The organism is Kitasatospora sp. NPDC093550, assembly GCF_044764985.1.
Taxonomy (GTDB): Bacteria; Actinomycetota; Actinomycetes; order Streptomycetales; family Streptomycetaceae; genus Kitasatospora.
Genome location: NZ_JBIWJF010000009.1, coordinates 145,460 through 163,520 on the forward strand (window position 1 = coordinate 145,460; position 18,061 = coordinate 163,520).

At 72.6% G+C, this 18,061-nt stretch carries 17 protein-coding genes and 7 tRNA genes; 13 read left to right on the forward strand and 11 right to left on the reverse strand.

The window, feature by feature from the left end:
* The 5 genes from ACIRD3_RS16840 to ACIRD3_RS16860 form a co-directional block, all read right to left on the reverse strand.
* A tRNA-Val gene (locus ACIRD3_RS16840) sits at window positions 1-69 on the reverse strand.
* 41 nt (window positions 70-110) lie between these two features.
* A tRNA-Val gene (locus ACIRD3_RS16845) sits at window positions 111-182 on the reverse strand.
* A 41-nt stretch (window positions 183-223) separates the two neighbouring features.
* Window positions 224-295 (reverse strand) — tRNA-Val (locus tag ACIRD3_RS16850).
* A gap of 34 nt (window positions 296-329) precedes the next feature.
* Window positions 330-403 (reverse strand) — tRNA-Cys (locus tag ACIRD3_RS16855).
* A 40-nt stretch (window positions 404-443) separates the two neighbouring features.
* Window positions 444-516, reverse strand: a tRNA-Gly gene (locus tag ACIRD3_RS16860).
* Window positions 517-762: 246 nt separating this feature from the next.
* On the opposite strand from ACIRD3_RS16860, the gene ACIRD3_RS16865 reads away from it, so the two are divergent.
* The 3 genes from ACIRD3_RS16865 (at window position 763) to ACIRD3_RS16875 (ending at window position 3,604) form a co-directional block, all read left to right on the forward strand.
* Complete coding sequence (locus tag ACIRD3_RS16865; RefSeq protein WP_402216659.1) at window positions 763-1,824, forward strand: chorismate-binding protein; 1,062 nt, start codon at window positions 763-765, stop codon at window positions 1,822-1,824.
* Between the two features lie 25 nt (window positions 1,825-1,849).
* Window positions 1,850-2,680, forward strand: coding sequence for an aminotransferase class IV (locus ACIRD3_RS16870; protein WP_402216662.1), 831 nt, complete (start codon window positions 1,850-1,852; stop codon window positions 2,678-2,680).
* A gap of 78 nt (window positions 2,681-2,758) precedes the next feature.
* Entirely contained in the window at window positions 2,759-3,604 is an 846-nt protein-coding gene (locus tag ACIRD3_RS16875) for a GNAT family N-acetyltransferase (protein ID WP_402216664.1), read from the forward strand.
* Window positions 3,605-3,611: 7 nt separating this feature from the next.
* On the opposite strand, the gene ACIRD3_RS16880 is transcribed toward ACIRD3_RS16875, so the two are convergent.
* Entirely contained in the window at window positions 3,612-4,112 is a 501-nt protein-coding gene (locus tag ACIRD3_RS16880) for a DsbA family protein (RefSeq protein ID WP_402216667.1), read from the reverse strand.
* A 110-nt stretch (window positions 4,113-4,222) separates the two neighbouring features.
* Here ACIRD3_RS16880 and ACIRD3_RS16885 point away from each other — a divergent pair, with 110 nt between their 5' ends.
* A complete protein-coding gene (locus ACIRD3_RS16885) occupies window positions 4,223-4,681 on the forward strand; it encodes a hypothetical protein (RefSeq protein ID WP_402216669.1) in 459 nt (152 codons plus the stop codon).
* A gap of 15 nt (window positions 4,682-4,696) precedes the next feature.
* On the opposite strand, the gene ACIRD3_RS16890 is transcribed toward ACIRD3_RS16885, so the two are convergent.
* A complete protein-coding gene (locus ACIRD3_RS16890) occupies window positions 4,697-5,266 on the reverse strand; it encodes a CGNR zinc finger domain-containing protein (protein WP_402216670.1) in 570 nt (189 codons plus the stop codon).
* A 404-nt stretch (window positions 5,267-5,670) separates the two neighbouring features.
* On the reverse strand, window positions 5,671-6,084 hold the full coding sequence (locus ACIRD3_RS16895; RefSeq protein ID WP_030056266.1) for an SsgA family sporulation/cell division regulator: 414 nt from the start codon (window positions 6,082-6,084) through the stop codon (window positions 5,671-5,673).
* 195 nt (window positions 6,085-6,279) lie between these two features.
* On the opposite strand from ACIRD3_RS16895, the gene ACIRD3_RS16900 reads away from it, so the two are divergent.
* The 3 genes from ACIRD3_RS16900 to ACIRD3_RS16910 all read left to right on the forward strand — a co-directional run bounded on the left by ACIRD3_RS16900 (window position 6,280) and on the right by ACIRD3_RS16910 (window position 7,166).
* On the forward strand, window positions 6,280-6,735 hold the full coding sequence (locus ACIRD3_RS16900; protein ID WP_402216673.1) for a TIGR02611 family protein: 456 nt from the start codon (window positions 6,280-6,282) through the stop codon (window positions 6,733-6,735).
* Window positions 6,736-6,813: 78 nt separating this feature from the next.
* Window positions 6,814-6,885: transfer RNA gene (locus ACIRD3_RS16905), tRNA-Val, on the forward strand.
* Between the two features lie 209 nt (window positions 6,886-7,094).
* Window positions 7,095-7,166 (forward strand) — tRNA-Val (locus ACIRD3_RS16910).
* A 79-nt stretch (window positions 7,167-7,245) separates the two neighbouring features.
* Here the strand turns inward: ACIRD3_RS16910 and ACIRD3_RS16915 are convergent.
* Window positions 7,246-8,013 (reverse strand): exonuclease domain-containing protein, encoded by a 768-nt coding sequence (locus ACIRD3_RS16915; RefSeq protein WP_402216676.1) that lies wholly within the window; start codon window positions 8,011-8,013, stop codon window positions 7,246-7,248.
* Window positions 8,014-8,181: 168 nt separating this feature from the next.
* Between ACIRD3_RS16915 and ACIRD3_RS16920 the strand changes: the two genes are divergently transcribed.
* From ACIRD3_RS16920 to ACIRD3_RS16935, 4 genes are all read left to right on the forward strand, one after another.
* Complete coding sequence (locus ACIRD3_RS16920) at window positions 8,182-8,736, forward strand: DUF4365 domain-containing protein (RefSeq protein WP_402216678.1); 555 nt, start codon at window positions 8,182-8,184, stop codon at window positions 8,734-8,736.
* Between the two features lie 32 nt (window positions 8,737-8,768).
* Complete coding sequence (locus ACIRD3_RS16925) at window positions 8,769-9,932, forward strand: hypothetical protein (protein WP_402216680.1); 1,164 nt, start codon at window positions 8,769-8,771, stop codon at window positions 9,930-9,932.
* 88 nt (window positions 9,933-10,020) lie between these two features.
* Window positions 10,021-12,000, forward strand: a complete 1,980-nt coding sequence (gene thrS, locus ACIRD3_RS16930; protein WP_402216682.1) for a threonine--tRNA ligase — start codon at window positions 10,021-10,023, stop codon at window positions 11,998-12,000.
* A gap of 81 nt (window positions 12,001-12,081) precedes the next feature.
* On the forward strand, window positions 12,082-12,642 hold the full coding sequence (locus tag ACIRD3_RS16935) for an HIT family protein (RefSeq protein WP_402216685.1): 561 nt from the start codon (window positions 12,082-12,084) through the stop codon (window positions 12,640-12,642).
* 75 nt (window positions 12,643-12,717) lie between these two features.
* Here ACIRD3_RS16935 and ACIRD3_RS16940 read toward each other — a convergent pair whose 3' ends face one another.
* Window positions 12,718-14,364, reverse strand: a complete 1,647-nt coding sequence (locus ACIRD3_RS16940; RefSeq protein WP_402216687.1) for a hypothetical protein — start codon at window positions 14,362-14,364, stop codon at window positions 12,718-12,720.
* Between the two features lie 205 nt (window positions 14,365-14,569).
* Between ACIRD3_RS16940 and ACIRD3_RS16945 the strand changes: the two genes are divergently transcribed.
* Complete coding sequence (locus ACIRD3_RS16945; protein ID WP_402216690.1) at window positions 14,570-14,995, forward strand: thiol-disulfide oxidoreductase DCC family protein; 426 nt, start codon at window positions 14,570-14,572, stop codon at window positions 14,993-14,995.
* A gap of 61 nt (window positions 14,996-15,056) precedes the next feature.
* Here ACIRD3_RS16945 and ACIRD3_RS16950 read toward each other — a convergent pair whose 3' ends face one another.
* Complete coding sequence (locus ACIRD3_RS16950) at window positions 15,057-17,105, reverse strand: elongation factor G-like protein EF-G2 (protein WP_402216692.1); 2,049 nt, start codon at window positions 17,103-17,105, stop codon at window positions 15,057-15,059.
* 304 nt (window positions 17,106-17,409) lie between these two features.
* Here ACIRD3_RS16950 and pgsA point away from each other — a divergent pair, with 304 nt between their 5' ends.
* A complete protein-coding gene (gene pgsA / locus ACIRD3_RS16955) occupies window positions 17,410-18,057 on the forward strand; it encodes a phosphatidylinositol phosphate synthase (protein WP_359825323.1) in 648 nt (215 codons plus the stop codon).
* Window positions 18,058-18,061 lie beyond the last annotated feature (4 nt).

The window sequence follows — 18,061 nt, forward strand, 5'->3', positions numbered from 1 at the left end:
GCGATACTGGGATTGAACCAGTGACCCCTACCGTGTCAAGGTAGTGCTCTCCCGCTGAGCTAATCGCGCCTGGTGTGGCGGTCCTGCAGCAGACCTCGAAGGGTCCGACGTGCGCGATACTGGGATTGAACCAGTGACCCCTACCGTGTCAAGGTAGTGCTCTCCCGCTGAGCTAATCGCGCCTGGTGTGGCGGTCCTGCAGCAGACCCCGGAGGGTCCGACGTGCGCGATACTGGGATTGAACCAGTGACCCCTACCGTGTCAAGGTAGTGCTCTCCCGCTGAGCTAATCGCGCGGGGAGGTCCCCCGGTGGAACCGGGTGATCCTCTTGGAGGTGGAGACGGGATTTGAACCCGTGTACACGGCTTTGCAGGCCGTTGCCTCGCCTCTCGGCCACTCCACCAGGCAACACACGAAGAACGATCTTACACTGTTCTCCATCGAGCGGACGACGAGATTCGAACTCGCGACCCTCACCTTGGCAAGGTGATGCTCTACCAACTGAGCCACGTCCGCCTGTCTCCCGGGGGCTTCACCGTTTTTCCCGGCTGCGCTCCCTGGCGACGTGTTGAACTCTAGCGGATTCCCGGGCCAGCTAAAAATCCGTTCCCGCAGCGTGCCGAGGGGATGCCCTCCGAGCGCCCTCCCGCCCGGGGCCGCGCCCCCGCTCGCGCGCGCCGTCGCACGCGCGCTCACCAGGGCCGCCTCCGCGCCCCCGACCTACACTTCAGGCACCGCCGCCCAGCACCGCGCAGGAGAACCGTGTCCGGCCACCCCGACCCCCGCACCCCGCTCGCCCGCTTCGGTGGCCGCCTGGCCACCGGACTGCGCGACGTCACTTCGGACCCGGCCGCCCTCGACTCCTCCGGCTACTGGGCCGTCGCCTACGACTTCGAGGGCCGGCTGACCTGCGCCCGCTTCGACGAGCTCCGCCCCGCCCCGGCCCCGCCCTCGGGCGCCGGCTGGCGCGGCCCGGACGCCGGCAGCTGGCACAGCTCCCTGGACCGCGCCGCCTACACCGCTGGCGTACGCCGCATCCGCGAGCACATAGCCGCCGGCGAGGTCTACCAGGCCAACCTCTGCCGAGTGCTGTCCGCGCCGCTGCCCGATCCGCACCTCAGCGACATCGACGCCCTCACCGGCCTGCTGGCCCACGGCAACCCCGCCCCCTATGCCGGCACCATCCGGCTGCCCGAGCACGGCGTCGAGATCGCCACCGCCTCGCCCGAGCTCTACCTGCGCCGCACAGGCCGCACCGTCTCCTCCGGACCGATCAAGGGCACCGGCCGTACCGAGGACGACCTCCTCGACAAGGACCACGCCGAGAACGTGATGATCGTGGACCTGGTCCGCAACGACCTCGGCCGCGTCTGCGACACCGGCAGCGTCACCGTCCCCGACCTCTGCGCCGTCGAGAAGCACCCCGGCCTGGTGCACCTGGTCTCCACCGTGCAGGGCACCCTGCGCGCGGACGCCGGCTGGCCCGAACTCCTCGCCGCCACCTTCCCGCCCGGTTCCGTCACCGGTGCCCCCAAGTCCAGCGCCCTGCGGATCATCGAGGCCCTGGAGACCGCCCCGCGCGGCCCGTACTGCGGAGCCGTCGGCTGGGTCGACGCCGACCGCGGCGAGGGCGAACTCGCCGTCGGCATCCGCACCTTCTGGCTCGACCGGACCGACCCCGGCGCGCCCGTCCTGCGCTTCGGCACCGGCGCCGGCATCACCTGGGGCTCCGACCCCGACCGCGAGTGGGCGGAAACCGAACTGAAGGCCGCCCGCCTGGTCGCGATAGCGTCGGGCAGCGAACCCGACCCGACCGGGGCCTGAACCCCGGGTCCTAGGAGCAGCCCCGATGCACACGAGCACCACGAGCTGGGTCAACGGCACCCTCGTCGACTCCGCCGACGCCGCGGTCTCCGTCCTCGACCACGGCCTCACCACCGGCGACGGCGTCTTCGAGACCATGAAGGCCGTCGACGGCCGCGCCTTCGCGGTCACCCGGCACCTCGACCGGCTCACCCGCTCCGCCCGAGGCCTCGGGCTGCCCGACCCCGACCACGACCTGGTCCGCGAGGCCTGCACCCAGGTCCTCGCCGCCAACCCCGCGCCGCTCGGCCGGCTGCGGGTGACCTACACCGGCGGCCAGGCCCCGCTCGGCTCCGAGCGCGGCACCACCGGCCCCACCCTGGTGGTCGCCTTCGGCGCCATCAACCGCCGTCCCGACGAGACCGCCGTCGCCGTCGTCCCCTGGCGCCGCAACGAGCACAGCGCCGTCGCCGGCCTCAAGACCACCTCGTACGCCGAGAACGTCGTCGCCCTGGCCGCCGCCCACCGCGTCGGCGCCTCCGAGGCCCTGTTCGCCAACACCGCCGGCCGGCTCTGCGAAGGCACCGGCTCCAACGTCTTCGTGGTCATCGGCGGGCGCCTGCTGACCCCCGTCCTCTCCTCCGGCTGCCTGGCCGGCATCACCCGGCAGCTCGTCGTCGACTGGTGCGGCGCGGAGGAGGCGGACCTCCCGCTCGACGCCCTCCGGGACGCCGAGGAGGTCTTCCTGACCTCCACCACCCGCGACGTCCAGGCCGTCACCCGCGTCGACGACCGTGAGCTGCCCGGCATCGGCCCGGTCACCGCCAAGGCCATGACCGTCTTCGCCGAGCGCAGCGGCGACGACCTCGACCCCTGATCCCCGTTCCCGGGCCACGGAACCGGCCGGGTGTTCAGCCCGTGGATAACCTCCCGAGCAAGGGGAAGGGACCACGACATGACCACCACGCTGCGCCCCGAGGGCCCGGAGACACCCACCGCGGCCGGCGGCCGCACCAGACGCTGGCGGATTCTGACGAACGGTCACCCGGTCGGCACGCTGCGCACCACCGCCACCCCCTACGGTGGCCAACTCTGGGGCGAAATATCCGAGTTGGAGGTGGCGGAAGGGCGCGGTCGGGGTCGCGGCACGTTCGGCGCGCTGGCCGCGGAGGAGGTGCTGCGCACCTGGGGCTGCGTACGGGTGGACGTGAAGATCCCCGGGTCGGCGCCGGTCGCCCGCGCCCTCGCCGCCACCCTCGGCTACACCGAGCGGATGCGGACGATGACCAAGCGGCTCGCCGGCGCCCCCGCCCTGCCCGCCGGACTGGTGGTGCGCCCGGTCGCCGCCGACGCGCTCCAGCCCTGGCTCGATCGGGGCGCGGAGCGTTTCGCCCGCTCGCTCGTGGCCTCCGGCCTCACCGAGGAGCAGGCGCGCGCCAAGTCGGGCGGCGGCCGGCAGAACCTGCTCCCCCAGGGCGTCGACACCCCGGGTGTCGTCCTCACCGCCCTGTACGGCGCGGACGGCGGGCCGGAGCCGTACGGCACCCTCTGGGTGGCCCTGCACCTGCGCGACCTGCCGGACGGCGAGCCGCTCGCCTGGGTGATGGTGGTCGAGGTGTCCCCGGCCCACCGGGGCCGGGGACACGGCCGCACCCTGATGCTGCTCGCCGAGCGGGAGTGCCTCGCCGCCGGGGTGCGCACCCTCGGCCTCAACGTCTTCACCGACAACGCGGTCGCCGTCCGGCTCTACGAGTCGCTCGGCTACCGCGTCACCGAACACCTCTACGGCAAAGCGCTCTGACGTGCCGTCAGGAAGCCGGCGCGGCCTCGATGATGTCCACGATCCGCTCCCGCAGACCGTCCTGGCTCTGCCCGCCGTCCAGGCGCTTGCCGCCGATCACGTACGTCGGCGTGCCGGTGACCCCGATCGCCTTCCCCTCGGCCTGGTCGGCGTCGACGGTCAGCATGTGCCGGCCGTCGATCAGCGCGGTGTCGACCTCCTCGACGTCCGCCCCGACCTCGCGGGCGACGTCCAGCAGCACCTGCTGCCCGCGGGCGTCCAGGTCCTCGACCCGGGCCAGCAGCGCCTCGACGAACGGCCAGCCGTGCCCCTGGGCGAACGCCTCCTCGGCCGCCTCCGCGGCGGCGTAGGCGTGCTTGTGCTTCTCCAACGGGAAGTGCCGCAGCTCCACGGTCAGCGCGTCGCCGTACTGCGCGCGCAGCGCCCGTACGTCGGCCAGCGCGGTACGGCAGTCCGGGCACTGGAGGTCGCACCAGAACTCGAGGCGGGGGAGGGAACCATCGATCATTCCCCCAGTGTTCCACTAGTGGGCGTCCGCTCCGGCCGGCGGTGCGCCCCAGGGCGGACCGAGAGGGAGGCACCGATGACCAGGACGACCGGACGCGAAGAGGTGGCCCCGTGCTGAGTGCGGCGATCAGCTTCCTGCTCACGGCGGGTGGGGTGGCCGTCGCGGGCCTGCGGGCCTACCGGCGGCGCTTCCTGTCGGCGACCCGCTGGTTCGCGGTCGCCCTGCTGCCCGCCGGGCTCTACCTGACCGGACTGTTCCCGCTGGCGAGCACCATCGGCCGGGCGTTCGGAGACTGGGCGGCCAAGCTGGTCCTCGACCCCCGGGTGTGGACCGGCATCGTGCTGCTCGGCGTCTCCGCGGCCCTGCTGGTCACCACCCGCTGGGTGGGCCGCCGCGGCACCGCGGTGGAGAGCGCGCCGGAGCGCCCCGCCGCAGCGGGCCCGGCGCCCGAGCGCCCGGCCGTGGCGCCGGCCCCCAAGGCCGCGAAGAAGCCGGCCGGAGGCAAGCGCGACGACGGCCTCGGCGACTTCGCCGACATCGAGGAGATCCTCCGCAAGCGCGGGATCTGACCCGCGGCGCGGCGCTCAGACGGAGGGGACGGCCTCCGCCGAGCGCTGCCGCGCCCGGTAGGCGGCGACGTGAAGCCGGTTGCCGCAGGTGCGGCTGTCGCAGTAGCGCCGCGAGCGGTTCCGGGAGAGGTCCACGAAGACCCGCGCGCAGTCCGGCGCCTCGCACCGGCGCAGCCGCTCCCGCTCGCCCGCCATGAGGATGAAGGCCAGCGCCATGCCCAGCTCGGCCGCCAGGTGGTCACCGAGCGCGGCGTGCGGGGCGAAGTAGTGGATGTGCCAGTCGTGGCCGTCGTGGTCGGTGAGCCGGGGCGTCGTCCCGGCGGCGGCGACGATCGCGTTGACCAGCTCGGCGGCCTCCGCGGTGGATTCCGTCCCGAACACCTCGCGCAGCCGGGTGCGCAGCTCGTGCACCCGCCGCAGGTCGTCCTCGGTCAGCGAGTCGATCTCGCTGATCTCCTGGCGGACCACGAAGGCGTCGAGCGAGGCGACGTCCGGCAGTCGCTCGGCGCCGCACACCTCGGGTGCGGTGTTGAGCAGCTCCACGAGGATGCTCAGCGCGCACTCGGTGTCATGGGTGATCAGCACGTTGGGGGCTCCTCGCGCAGGGGGACTCCGATACCCCGCGTCCACGGTTACCCCAGACCATACCGGGCCTTGTGCCCCAAGGGGTGGCCCGTTGTTTCGAAGGCGCGTACGGATCCCGTCAGAGCATCCGAAACCGGGCGCTCCTCGTCGCGCAGGCCGGGAGGCGCGCCCCGGAAAGACGGCGGCGCCCGGCACCGAGGCCGGCCACCCGTGTGGGTGACCGGCCTCGATGCCGGGCGCCTGCGGTGCTGCGGGCCCGCTCCGGTGGGAGCGGGCCGTCCACCGGCCCCGAGACCGCGTCGTGCGCGGTTGAGTCCGCTGCCGTGCCCCCGAGTAGGACGGCTGCGTTGACGGCAGGGGCCGCGGCCCCGCCGATGGCGGGGCGTGACCGCCTCCGGTCGGGGTCAGCTTTCGGCGAGGATGTGGGACAGCTCCCGGTCGAGGTCGAAGTGACGGTGTTCGGTGCCGGGCGGCACCGCGGCGTCCGTCCGCTTGAGGAACGACTCAAGCGCCCGGGCCGGGGCCTCCAGCAGGGCTTCTCCTTCCGGAGAGCTCAGTGCGATGCAGACCACCCCTTGCCCGTGGCTGCGCGACGGCCACACCCGGACGTCGCCGGTACCGGTGGGTCGGTGCAGCCCCTCCGCGAGGAGATCTCGGGCGAACACCCACTCCACGGTCTCGTCGGCGCCCGTGTGGAACGTGGCGTGCACGGCGTAGGGGTCGGCGGTGTCGTAGCGCAGGCCCGCGGGGACGGGCAGTGAGGACTCGCTGGACACGATGAGGCGCAGGTGCAGCTCGCAGCTGACCGTGGTGTTCATAAGCGCCATGGCCTTTCGCTCAGTGTGCGCTCGGGGAATCGCACGTCGGCGAACGGACCATCCCACCCCCAAGACCGATGTAAACCCCTCTGTCCCGATTCGGGCGCGAGTCGTACCCCTTACGGCGCATTGCGGAATCGCCGCGGAGCGGCCGGGTCGGGCATTAACGAGGCACTTCTTGGTTAGTTTCCTGGCATGACTGTGCGAAACGACAAGACGGGCGGGAACACGAGAACGGGTGAAGCGGTCGAGCCGGATGGCGCGGCCGGCGGCGGCCGGGCGGTCGGCTCCCGGGCCCCGGCCTTCGTCCGCCGCTCCCGCACCCTGCACCGGGCGTGGCAGGTGGCGGTCTTCGTGGCCGGCCTCGCCGTGGTGGGGCTCGGGGTGGTCCTGCTGCCGCTGCCCGGACCCGGCTGGGTGGTGATCTTCCTGGGGATGGGGATCTGGGCCACCGAGTTCGTCTGGGCCCAGCTGGTGCTGCGCTGGACCCGCCGCAAGGTCGCGGAGGCCGCCCACCGGGCCCTGGACCCGAGGGTGCGCCGCCGCAACCTGACCCTCACCGCGATCGGGCTGGCCGTCGTCGTCGCGGCGGGCGGCTGGTACCTCGCCCGCTACGGCCTGGTCGCCCCCTGGGCGCTGGACGAGAGCTGAGCGGCCCGGGCCCGGAGGCGGGACCGGGGAGGGCGTTCGGACCACCCGTCCGGATGCGGTAATGTTTTCCCTGCACCCGGGCGATTAGCTCAGCGGGAGAGCACTTCGTTCACACCGAAGGGGTCACTGGTTCGATCCCAGTATCGCCCACCGGAATGCATTGTGATATGTGAGGCCCAGCCGATTATCGGCTGGGCCTCACGTGTATTTCCGGATTACGCCTGAAGGGCCGTCGGTAATCGGCTGAGGCTCAGTCACCTTCCGTGCGGAGCGCGAGTTCTGCGGGTGCGTCGGCGCACCCCCGGAAGGCCGAGTTGTACGACGACCCCCGAACGGTGCTACAGTTCATCTCGTTGCCCGGGCGATTAGCTCAGCGGGAGAGCACTTCGTTCACACCGAAGGGGTCACTGGTTCGATCCCAGTATCGCCCACCGGACAGCACGCAGGCCCTGACCAGGAAACCGGTCAGGGCCTGCGGCGCGTTCGGGCCCGATCCGCCGGGGCCGTCCGCTACGCCGCCGCCCGGCAGCCGTGCTCCGGCTCCAGCCGGCGCCCGCAGCCGCACCGGGCCGGCCGAAGCGGCCAGGACGGGTCCACCCGTTCCGTCGCGCCCGAGCGGTCGAACCAGCTCTGCAGCCCGCGCGCCTGCGCCGCGTGCCAGACCGCCTGCCGCAGGTGCAGTTCGCCCACCGTGAGCCCGCCGAGCGCCGCCGGGTAGCGGGCGCCTATGCGCCGGGTCAGCGTCAGCGCGGCCGTCGCGTCCGCCGCCGCGTCGTGCGCCCCGGCCAACTCGACCCCGTAGTGGGCGCACAGGTCGGTCAGCGTCCGGCGGCCCTTGCGGTAGCGGTCCACGTGCTTGTCCAGCACCCGTGGATCCAGCACCAGCAGCCCGGCCGCCGCCGGCCCGTCGGCCAGCGCCAGCCCGTGATGGCGGCGCAACTCCCGGTCCAGCAGGGTCAGGTCGTAGGGCGCGTTCATCACCACCACCGGGTGCCCGGCCCTGGCCTCGGCCGCCAGCGCGCGGGTGACCTCCGCCACCACCGCGCGGGCCGGACGGCCGTGCTGCCGGACGTGCTCGTCGGTGATGCCGTGCACCGCGCGGGCGCCGTCCGGGATCGGGATGCCCGGATCGGCGAGCCAGGTGGTGGTCCGCGCCGGTTCGCCCGGGGCGAGTTGGACGACCAGGGCGGCCGAGACGATGCGATCGTTCTCCACGTCCACGCCGGTGGTCTCGGTGTCGAAGGAGGCGAGTGGGCCGGTGTACCAGTGCTGCTGCATGACTGCCCCTCAGGCGTGCGTTCCGCGCCCGGGTGATACCCGGTTCTGACGGGTCTTCAACCCGTTTGGCCCAGGCCCGACCGGGGATCCTGCCCATGACCGTCCGTTCGAATCGACTGCCCCGTTCGAATCCGGACGGGCCCGGCGCCCGGGGGAGGTCACGGGTCGATGGCACTGACACAGCCGCAGCCCGACGAGGCGGCGGCCGTCCTGCGGGGGAACCTCGCCGTCACCGCGTGCATGGAGACGCTGCAGGTCGGCTATCTGCACGCGGTCGCCGCCGCGGCCGGGTGCTCGCTCTCCCAGCCGTTCCCGGACAACGGCATCGACTGGCAGGTCAACCACGGCTCCCGGGCGCACGCCGTGGACGACGAGGTCACCATCAAGATCCAGCTCAAGGCCACCCAGCAGATCGCGCCCGACCCGGCCGGGCGGTTCTTCAGCTTCACCCTGGACAACGACCACCTGCGCAAGCTCGCCCGGGCCCGGGTCGCCGTGCCCCGGATCCTGGTCGTGATGCTGCTGCCGAGCCGGGTCGACCAGTGGCTCCGCGCCCGCCCGGACGCCCTGGAGCTGCGGCACTGCTGCTACTGGGTCAACCTGGCCGGCCACCCCGTCACCGGGCAGCGGCGCACCAACGTCCGGGTGCCCACCGACAAGGTCTTCGACGACCGCGCGCTCTGCGACATCATGGCCCGGGTCGGCGCGGGCGGAAGCCCGTGACCGCCCGGCCCCGGCAGCGAGGAGCCGACCCCGTGACACCGCCGAACGGACCGGGCGACCCGGTCCGGCCCCTGCCCGACCCGGCCGCCGTCGACCCCGCGGTGCTGGCCACCCTGCTCGCCCGGCACGGCTGGGTCCGCCGCGGCGGACCGGCCGCCCGCTACGGCCGCTGGACCCCGCCGGACGGCGAACCCGGCACCAGCCTCCTCGTCCCGGCCGGGGACGGCTTCGACGACGCCGTCGACCTCCTCGCCGACGCCGTCACCGCGCTCTCCCGCTCCCGCACCCCCTCCGCCCGGTCGATCCTGCTCGCCCTCGCCGTGCCCGGCGACGAACTGCGCTGGCGCCGGGAGCCGCCGGGCCCCGCCGGGGCCACCTCCTGGGACGACGCCGAGCGCCTCCGGGGCGCGGCGCGCGGGATGCTCGCCGCCGGGGCGAAGGCGGCCCGGACCAGGGCCGCCTACTTCGGAGCCCGGCTGGACGGGCCCGCCGCGGACTTCCTGGACCGCGTCCTGGTGGTCGAACAGGGCGCCGTCCTCACCGCCTACACCCCCGCCCCGGAGGGCCGCGCCGCCGTCACCACCCTCGTCCGCGCCCTGGAGGCGCTGCGCGACGCGGTCGACTACCGCCGGGTCAGCGGCGGGCCCGAGGCCTTCGAGAACGCCGTCCGGGCCGGGGTCAGCCGGGAACTCGTCCGGTCCGTGGAGGAGCTCGTGCGCGGCACCACGGCGGCCCGGCTCACCGTCGCCTGGTCGGCCGCGGCCGGGACACCGGGCGGCTTCGGGGACCGCCGCGTCGTCCTCGACTTCTCGCCCGGCGACCTGCCCGCCCTCGCCGAGGCCGCCGAACTGCTGGAGCGCATCGAGCCCGCCGTCGCCGTCACCGTGGTCGGCGTGGTCACCAGGCTCAAGCGCGCCGACCCGGCCGGCCCCGGCTCGGTCCGGCTGCGGGTGCTCGCCGGCGCCGAGGTCCGCGACCTCAAGCTCCGGCTGCCCGACCCCGACTACCGGCTCGCCGTCGAGGCCCACCTCGCCGGGCTGCCGGTCCGGGTCTCCGGCCGGCTGGAGCGCGACGGCGGCTTCCGCCGGCTGACCCGGCCCCACGGGCTGGAGCTGTGCGGCTGGGAGGAAGGGGACCGCGAGCGGCTGCTGAAGTCGCTGGGGGAGGGGCCGGAAGAAGGGGGACAGGGGACGTAGGTGGACGGCGGGGGCGACGCTCTCGGTACCATCGTCACGCGCAGCGCTGTGTTGCGTCCTCTGAAATCCAGTACGTCAGGAGAGACCGGTGACGGACGTCCGGGTAATCATCAGCCGCGAACCCGATCGGGAAGAGCGCGTGGTGACCACGGGCACTACGGCCGCCGAGCTCTTCGCCGACGACCGCTCGATCATCGCCGCCCGCGTCGGCGGCCAGCTCAAGGACCTCGCCTACGCCGTCCAGGACGGCGACGAGGTCGAGCCGGTCGAGATCGGCAGCAAGGACGGCCTCGACATCCTGCGCCACTCCACCGCGCACGTGATGGCCCAGGCCGTGCAGCAGCTCTACCCCGAGGCCAAGCTCGGCATCGGCCCGCCGGTCAAGGACGGCTTCTACTACGACTTCGACGTCGAGAAGCCCTTCCACCCCGATGACCTCAAGGCCATCGAGAAGAAGATGCAGGAGATCATCAAGCGCGGGCAGAAGTTCTCCCGCCGCGTGGTCACCGACGAGTCCGCCCGCGAGGAGCTGGCCGCCGAGCCGTACAAGCTCGAACTGATCGGCCTCAAGGGCTCCGCCGCCACCGCCGGCGAGGGGGCCGACGTCGAGGTCGGCGCGGGCGAGCTCACCATCTACGACAACCTGGACGCCAAGACCGGCGAGCAGTGCTGGGGCGACCTCTGCCGCGGCCCGCATCTGCCCAGCACCCGGCACATCCCGGCGTTCAAGCTGATGCGCAACGCGGCCGCCTACTGGCGCGGCAGCGAGCGCAACCCGATGCTCCAGCGCATCTACGGCACCGCCTGGCCGACCAAGGACGAGCTGAAGGCCCACCTCGACTTCCTGGTCGAGGCCGAGAAGCGCGACCACCGCAAGCTCGGCAACGAGCTCGACCTCTTCTCCATCCCCGAGGAGATCGGCTCCGGCCTCGCCGTCTTCCACCCCAAGGGCGGCATCATCCGCCGCGCCATGGAGGACTACTCGCGTCGCCGGCACGAGGAAGAGGGCTACGAGTTCGTCTACACCCCGCACGCCACCAAGGGGAAGCTCTTCGAGAAGAGCGGCCACCTCGACTGGTACGCGGACGGTATGTACCCGCCCATGCAGCTCGACGAGGGCGTGGACTACTACCTCAAGCCGATGAACTGCCCGATGCACAACCTGATCTTCGACGCGCGCGGCCGCTCGTACCGTGAACTGCCGCTGCGCCTCTTCGAGTTCGGGACGGTGTACCGGTACGAGAAGTCCGGCGTCGTGCACGGCCTGACCCGGGCCCGCGGCTTCACGCAGGACGACGCGCACATCTACTGCACCCGCGAGCAGATGGCGGAGGAGCTCGACTCCACGCTGACCTTCGTGCTCAACCTCCTCCGTGACTACGGTCTGACCGACTTCTACCTGGAGCTGTCGACCAAGGACGAGGAGAAGTTCGTCGGCAGCGACGAGACCTGGGAGGAGGCCACCGCCGTCCTGGCGGCCGTGGCCGAGAAGCAGGGCCTGCCGCTGGTTCCGGACCCGGGCGGCGCGGCCTTCTACGGCCCGAAGATCTCGGTGCAGGCGAAGGACGCCATTGGCAGGACCTGGCAGATGAGCACCATCCAGCTGGACTTCAACCTGCCCGAGCGTTTCGACCTGGAGTACACCGCGGCGGACGGCTCGCGCCAGCGGCCGGTCATGATCCACCGGGCGCTGTTCGGCTCGATCGAGCGGTTCTTCGCGGTGCTGCTGGAGCACTACGCCGGTGCCATGCCGCCGTGGCTGGCCCCGGTCACCGTGACCGGCATCCCGATCACCGACGAGCACGTGCCGTACCTGCTGGAGGTCGCGGCCGAGCTGAAGAAGCACGGGATCCGGGTCGAGGTGGACACTTCGGACGACCGCATGCAGAAGAAGATCCGCAACGCGCAGAAGTCCAAGGTCCCGTTCATGCTGATCGCCGGCAACGACGACGTCGAGGCGGGCGCGGTCTCCTTCCGCTACCGCAACGGCGAGCAGAAGAACGGCGTCCCGGTCGCGGACGCCGTCGCCGAGATCGTGGACGCGGTGAAGAACCGCATCCAGGTGTGATCCGGTAGCACGACCGTCATGCGCGGGGCAGGCTCTCGATGAGTCTGCCCCGCGCGGCTTTGCAAGCACGGCCGGGCGAATATGCTGATCAGCATGACGACTGAGCCGGAACTGCAGCGGGGCGTCGGGGAGCCGGACGGCTTCCGCCGCCTGTGGACCCCCCATCGGATGGCGTACATCCAGGGTGAGAACAAGCCCACCGGCCCGGCTCCGGACGACGGTTGTCCGTTCTGCTCGATCCCGTCGCTGAGCGACGAGGACGGCCTGGTCATCGCCCGGGGGAGCGCCGTGTTCGCGGTGCTGAACCTGTACCCGTACAACGGTGGGCACCTGATGGTGGTCCCGTACCGGCACGTGGCCGACTACACCGACCTGGACGAGGCGGAGACGGCCGAGCTGGCGGACTTCACCAAGAAGGCGATGACCGCGCTGCGGGCGGCCTCCGGCGCGCACGGTTTCAACATCGGGATGAACCAGGGCGCGGCGGCCGGCGCCGGGATCGCGGCGCACCTGCACCAGCACGTGGTGCCGCGCTGGGGCGGGGACACCAACTTCATGCCGGTGGTCGGCCACACCAAGGTGCTGCCGCAGCTGCTGGCGGACACCCGGAAGATGCTGGCCGAGGTCTGGCCGCAGCGCTGACCCGGAGAGCCACCGGAAAGGGGCCCGTCACCGATTCCTCGGTGACGGGCCCCTTTCCGGTGTCCGCGGCTCGGCTCAGCCGGCGTTGAACGTGTCGACGTCGTACGGCCGGGGGCTCTGCGCCTCGGACTTGATGATCGAGGTGCGGTTCTTGAAGAAGCGGTCGGCGTCGAGGTCGTGCTCCTGCAGGAACTCCAGCGTGGCGGTGTGCACCGCGTTGAGCACCGGGACGGAGGCGTTCATCGCGTTGTCGACCATGGAGCGGTTGTCCCACGCGCGGCCGACCCAGATGTGCCGCAGGCCGAACGGCTCGGGCAGGCCGAGTCCGCCGCCGAGCCAGCCGAGCAGGCCGGGCATCCGGTAGAACGGGGCGCGGACGGCCTGGCGGACGACCTCGTCGTTGTCGATCAGGGGGAGCTTGACGGTGCGCTCCTCCCAGAACTTCACGGTCTTGGCGACCGACTTCTCCTTGTCCTTGGGCTTGTCGAAGAAGACGCCCTTGACCGGGCCGAGCGCGTAGCCGGCCACCGCGATGGTCAGCACGTCGGCGAGCAGCGTCACGGTGATCGTGAAGGTGAGGACCAGCTTGCCGTCGTGGGTGATGAACTGGGTGGCGAGGTAGTGCCGGGGGCCGCCGGAGAAGGTCTGCTTGTCGGCGATGCTCTGGACGGCGAAGTCGCGCATCCGGTCGCCGTCCATGTCGGCGTTGCCGGGGCGGCTGATCTCGTCGGCGCCCTCGCCGATGTCGAAGACCACCCACTGCTTGATGGAGACGTTGGGCATGCCGCTGTTGGCGACGTGGCTGATGCCGAGGCCCTTGAGGTGGGAGGAGATCCGGCGGACCAGGTCCCAGGGGTGGAAGGCGCGGAAGTCGACGTGGCCCGCCGCGGGGTGGAGGGTGTCGGCGAGGCGCCACTCGCCCCAGCGGCGGCCGGCGCCGAGGATGCCCTTGGGGCCGGCGTAGTGGTGGACGTTGGTCTCCTGCTCGGCGTCCAGGCGGCCGAGCTTGTCGCGCAGGTCGGCGGCCTTCTTGTCGAGGTCGTCGCGGGGGACGGCCTTGGCCACGGTGGCGGCCACGGCGGAGCCCTCGACCAGGGACTGCCAGCGGGCCCGCAGGTCCTTGGCGGAGCGCTCGACGATCCGGCGGGCGAGGTACCAGCCGATGACCGGGGCGAGCATCGTGACCCGCAGGTAGACGCCGAGGACGCCGGCGGCGGGCGGGCGCAGGACCAGGAAGACGGCGAGGGCGGCGGCCAGGGCGAGGGTGATGCCGCCGTAGACCCCGGCGTTCTTCGGGTTGTCCCGTTTGAGCCAGGCGCGCACCTGGAAGGCGGCGAGCCAGAGCAGGGTGCCGGGGAGGAAGAGGGCGCCGGTGACGAGGGTGACGGTGGTGAGCTGCCGGTCCCGGGTGTTGCGCAGTTCCTCGGCGGCCAGGCAGTGCTCGACGACCTGGCGGGTGTCGACGCCGAAGGCCGGGACGATCGGCTTGCGGTCGCCGCCGAGGGCGCGCGAGACCAGCGCCTTGCTGAAGGCCTCGCCGACGTTGGGGCGGAAGAGGGCGAAGCGGCCCTTCTTCGCGGTGGCGTCGGTCACGGCCGTGACGAAGTCGCCGATCTCGCCGTCGCGGTAGGCGGCCGAGGAGAGCGCCTGGGTGATGGCGGTCTGCGGGCCGGCGTCGGTCCGGGGTATCTGCGCACCCGGGGTCATGTCGAGTGTGGTCACGGTGGCGTCCCCTCCTCCCCTTGTCAGCGGCAGGTTACCGTGCCGTGGCACCCCGCGCGGATGATCGTCTGAAGTACCGTCACGATCGGGCCGTGCCGGGCCTGACGGGGATGATGCCCAGCTTCGGGCCGGTCGATACCCCGCCGGAGCGGGCCGGGCCGGGGTGGAGGAGCATGGTGGTGGAAGCGAGGAAAGGGGAGCCGCTGTGAAGGATCCGGTGCTGGTCTTCGACGGGGACTGCGCGTTCTGTTCGTCGTGCGTGCGGTGGGCGGAGCGGTACCTGCGGCAGACGCTGGCCTCGGGCGGGTGGGAGGCGGTGGCCTTCCAGTTCGCGGACCTCGCGGCGCTGGACGTGCTCGCGGGCGGCCGCGGCGAGGTGTCGGCCGAGCGGGCCGAGCGCGAGGTGCTCTGGGTCACGCCGACCGGGCGGGTGCACGGGGGCGCACAGGCGGTCGCGCGGTTGCTGATGCGCTCCGGGGGAGTGTGGGCGTACCTGGGCGCGGTGTTGACGGCGGCGCCGGTGCGTCCGGTGGCGGGCCTGGTGTACCGGTGGGTGGCGCGCAACCGGCACCGGATGCCGGGAGGTACGGCGGCGTGTGCGCTGCCGAACCGCGACGTCGCCCGGACGTGACGTCGTTCCGTCGTCACGTCCTCCGGCCGTGAGTCCGTAGGCCGTTCGACCGGCGGGCGGCTCAGTCGGTGTAGCGCTCGGCCAGGGCGGTGGGCATGGGTTCGTGGCGCAGGTAGGCGCGGGAGAACTCGGCGGTCCCGTGGGTGAGCGCGCGCAGGTCGACCGGGTAGCGGACGAGTTCGAGTTCGGGGACCTCGGCGCGCAGCAGGGTGAGGCCGGAGCCGCCGGTCTCGGTGCCGAGGACGCGGCCGCGCCGGGCGGAGAGGTCGCCGAGGACGGCGCCGAGGTAGTCGTCGGGCAGCAGGACGCTGACGGCGGCGACCGGTTCGAGCAGGCGGATGACGGCGTGCTCGGCGGCGTCGCGCAGGGCGAGGGCGGCGGCGTTCTGGAAGGACGCGTCGGAGGAGTCGACGGAGTGGGCCTTGCCGTCGGTGAGGGTGACCCGGACGTCGACGAGCGGGTACCCGGTGGCGACGCCCTTGGCGAGCTGGGCGCGGACGCCCTTCTCGACGGAGGGGATGAAGTGCTTGGGGACGGCGCCGCCGACGACGTGTTCCTGGAACTCGAAGCCCGAGCCGGCCGGCAGGGGTTCGACCTCGAGGTCGCAGATGGCGTACTGGCCGTGGCCGCCGGACTGCTTGACCAGGCGGCCGTGGCCGGCGGCGGCGGTGCCGAAGGTCTCGCGCAGGGCGACCTTGGGCTCGACGGTGTCGACGTGCACGCCGTGGCGGGTGCGCAGGCGGTCCAGGACGACCTCGGCGTGGGCCTCGCCGGTGCACCAGAGGACGAGCTGGTGGGTGTCCGGGTTCTGTTCCAGGCGCAGTGCCGGGTCCTCGGCGGTGAGGCGGGCGAGGGCCTGGGAGAGCTTGTCGTCGTCGGCCTTGCTGTGGGCTTCGACGGCGATCGGCAGCAGGGGTTCGGGGAGGGTCCAGCCGTCGAGTTCGACGGGGTGGCCGGGTTCGTGGACGGTGTCGCCGGCGCGGGCGGTGGTGAGTTTGGCGGCGCAGACGAGGTCGCCGGCCACGGCGTGCGGGACGGGGCGCTGGAGCTTGCCGAAGGGGCTGCTCAGGGCGGTGACGCGTTCGTCGCCGTCCTGGTCGGCGGTGTGGGCCGGGCCGACCAGGTGGATCTTGGTGTCGGGGCGCAGGGTGCCGGCGAAGACGCGCAGCAGGCTGATCCGGCCGACGTAGGCGTCGCCGGTGACCCGGATGACCTGGGCGGCGAGCGGGGCGTCGGGGTCGCAGGCCGGGCCGGGTCGGGTGCGTTCGGTGGGGTCGGGGAAGGTGTGCGCGATGAGGTCGAGGAGTTCGGCGGCGCCGAGCCCGTTGTCGCTGGTGGGAACGGCGGGGTGGAGGGTGCAGTCGAGGACTTCGCGGCGCAGGCCGGCTTCGAGGGAGTCGGTGTCGAGGGTGTCGCCGGAGAGGTAGCGCTCCATGAGGGTGTCGTCCTGGCCGGAGATGGCCTCGACGAGGCTGTCGTGGGCGGGGCCGGTGTCGGGGAGCGGGGCGGCGTCGCCGTAGGTGTCGCCGGTGAGCAGGTCGACGCTCCCGTCGGGGCGGCCGTCGTGGAGGACGGGCAGGAAGAGCGGGCGCAGGGTGTCCGGGCCGAGCCCGAAGGCGTCGTGGCAGGCGGTGAGGATGTCGTCGAAGCCGCTGCGGGCGAGGTCGAGCTTGGCGACGGCGATGGCGCGGGGGATGCCTTCGGCGGCGCACGCGCGCCACAGGGCGCGGGTGGGGGCGGTGACCGGGTCGGTGGCGGAGACGACGAAGACGGCGGCGTCGGCGGCGTGCAGGGCGGCGCGCAGGTCGGCGGTGAAGTCGGGGTGTCCGGGCGGGTCGATCAGGTTGATCTTGACGCCCTTCCATTCGAGCGGGAGCAGCGAGAGCTGGACGGAGCGCTGCTGGTGGTGCTCGATCTCCTCGTGGTCGGAGACGGTGGTGCCGTCGGTGACGCGGCCGACGCGGCCGGTGGCGCCGGCGGCGTGGGCGAGGGATTCGGCGAGGGTGGTCTTGCCCACACCACTGGAGCCGATGAGGACGACGTTGCGCAGGTCCCGGGGGCCGGTGACGGCGGGTGCCTGGCCGGCTCGTGCCGTGCTGCGGTCGGGCATCGGGGTCTCCTCCCGTGGCGCCGAGGCTGTCCTTGGCAGTCTAGGGCCGGTCTTCGGGCCCCCGCCTGCGGACGGCGGGGTTCGGGGAGCGGCCCCGGTGGGGCCCGGGTGGCGCGTGTCTTACGGCCGCTCGGTGATCGTGCGTGTGCGGGCCGTGGTGGGGGCGGCGTGCGGCGGTGCGTGCGGTGGAGCGTGTCGCGGGCCTGGCTACGATGGGTGCGCCGGGCGGGCTGATCCGTCCGGCCGTCTGCCGCGCGTGCTGCGCCAGGCGGGTATCTGGGAGATCGGAGCGGCTGAGAAGGCCATGCTCAACAAATACGCGCGTGCCTTCTTCACACGTGTCCTGACCCCGTTCGCCGCGTTCCTGATCCGGCTGGGCGTGAGCCCGGACGCCGTGACGCTGATCGGTACCGCCGGTTCGGTGGCCGGTGCACTGGTGTTCTTCCCGCGCGGGGAGTTCTTCTGGGGCACCATCACGATCACGCTCTTCATCTTCTCGGACCTGGTGGACGGGAACATGGCCCGCCAGTTGGGCCGGAGCACCAAGTGGGGGGCGTTCCTGGACTCCACGCTGGACCGGGTCGCGGACGCGGCGATCTTCGGCGGGCTGGCGATGTGGTACGCGGGCAAGGGTGACGACAACCTGCTGTGCGCGGTGGCGATCTTCTGCCTGGCGAGCGGTCTGGTGGTGTCGTACACCAAGGCGCGGGCGGAGAGCCAGGGCCTGCCGTGCGACGTGTCGGGGCTGGTGGAGCGGGCCGAGCGGCTGGTGGCCAGCCTGGTGGCGGCCGGGGTGGCCGGTCTGCACACGTTCGGTGTGCCGTACGTGGAGTGGCTGCTGCCGGTGGCGCTGTGGCTGGTGGCGGCGGGCAGCCTGGTGACGGTGTTCCAGCGGATGCTGACCGTGCGCCGGGAGGCGTTCGAGGCCGACCGAGCGGCGGCCGGGAGCTGATGGG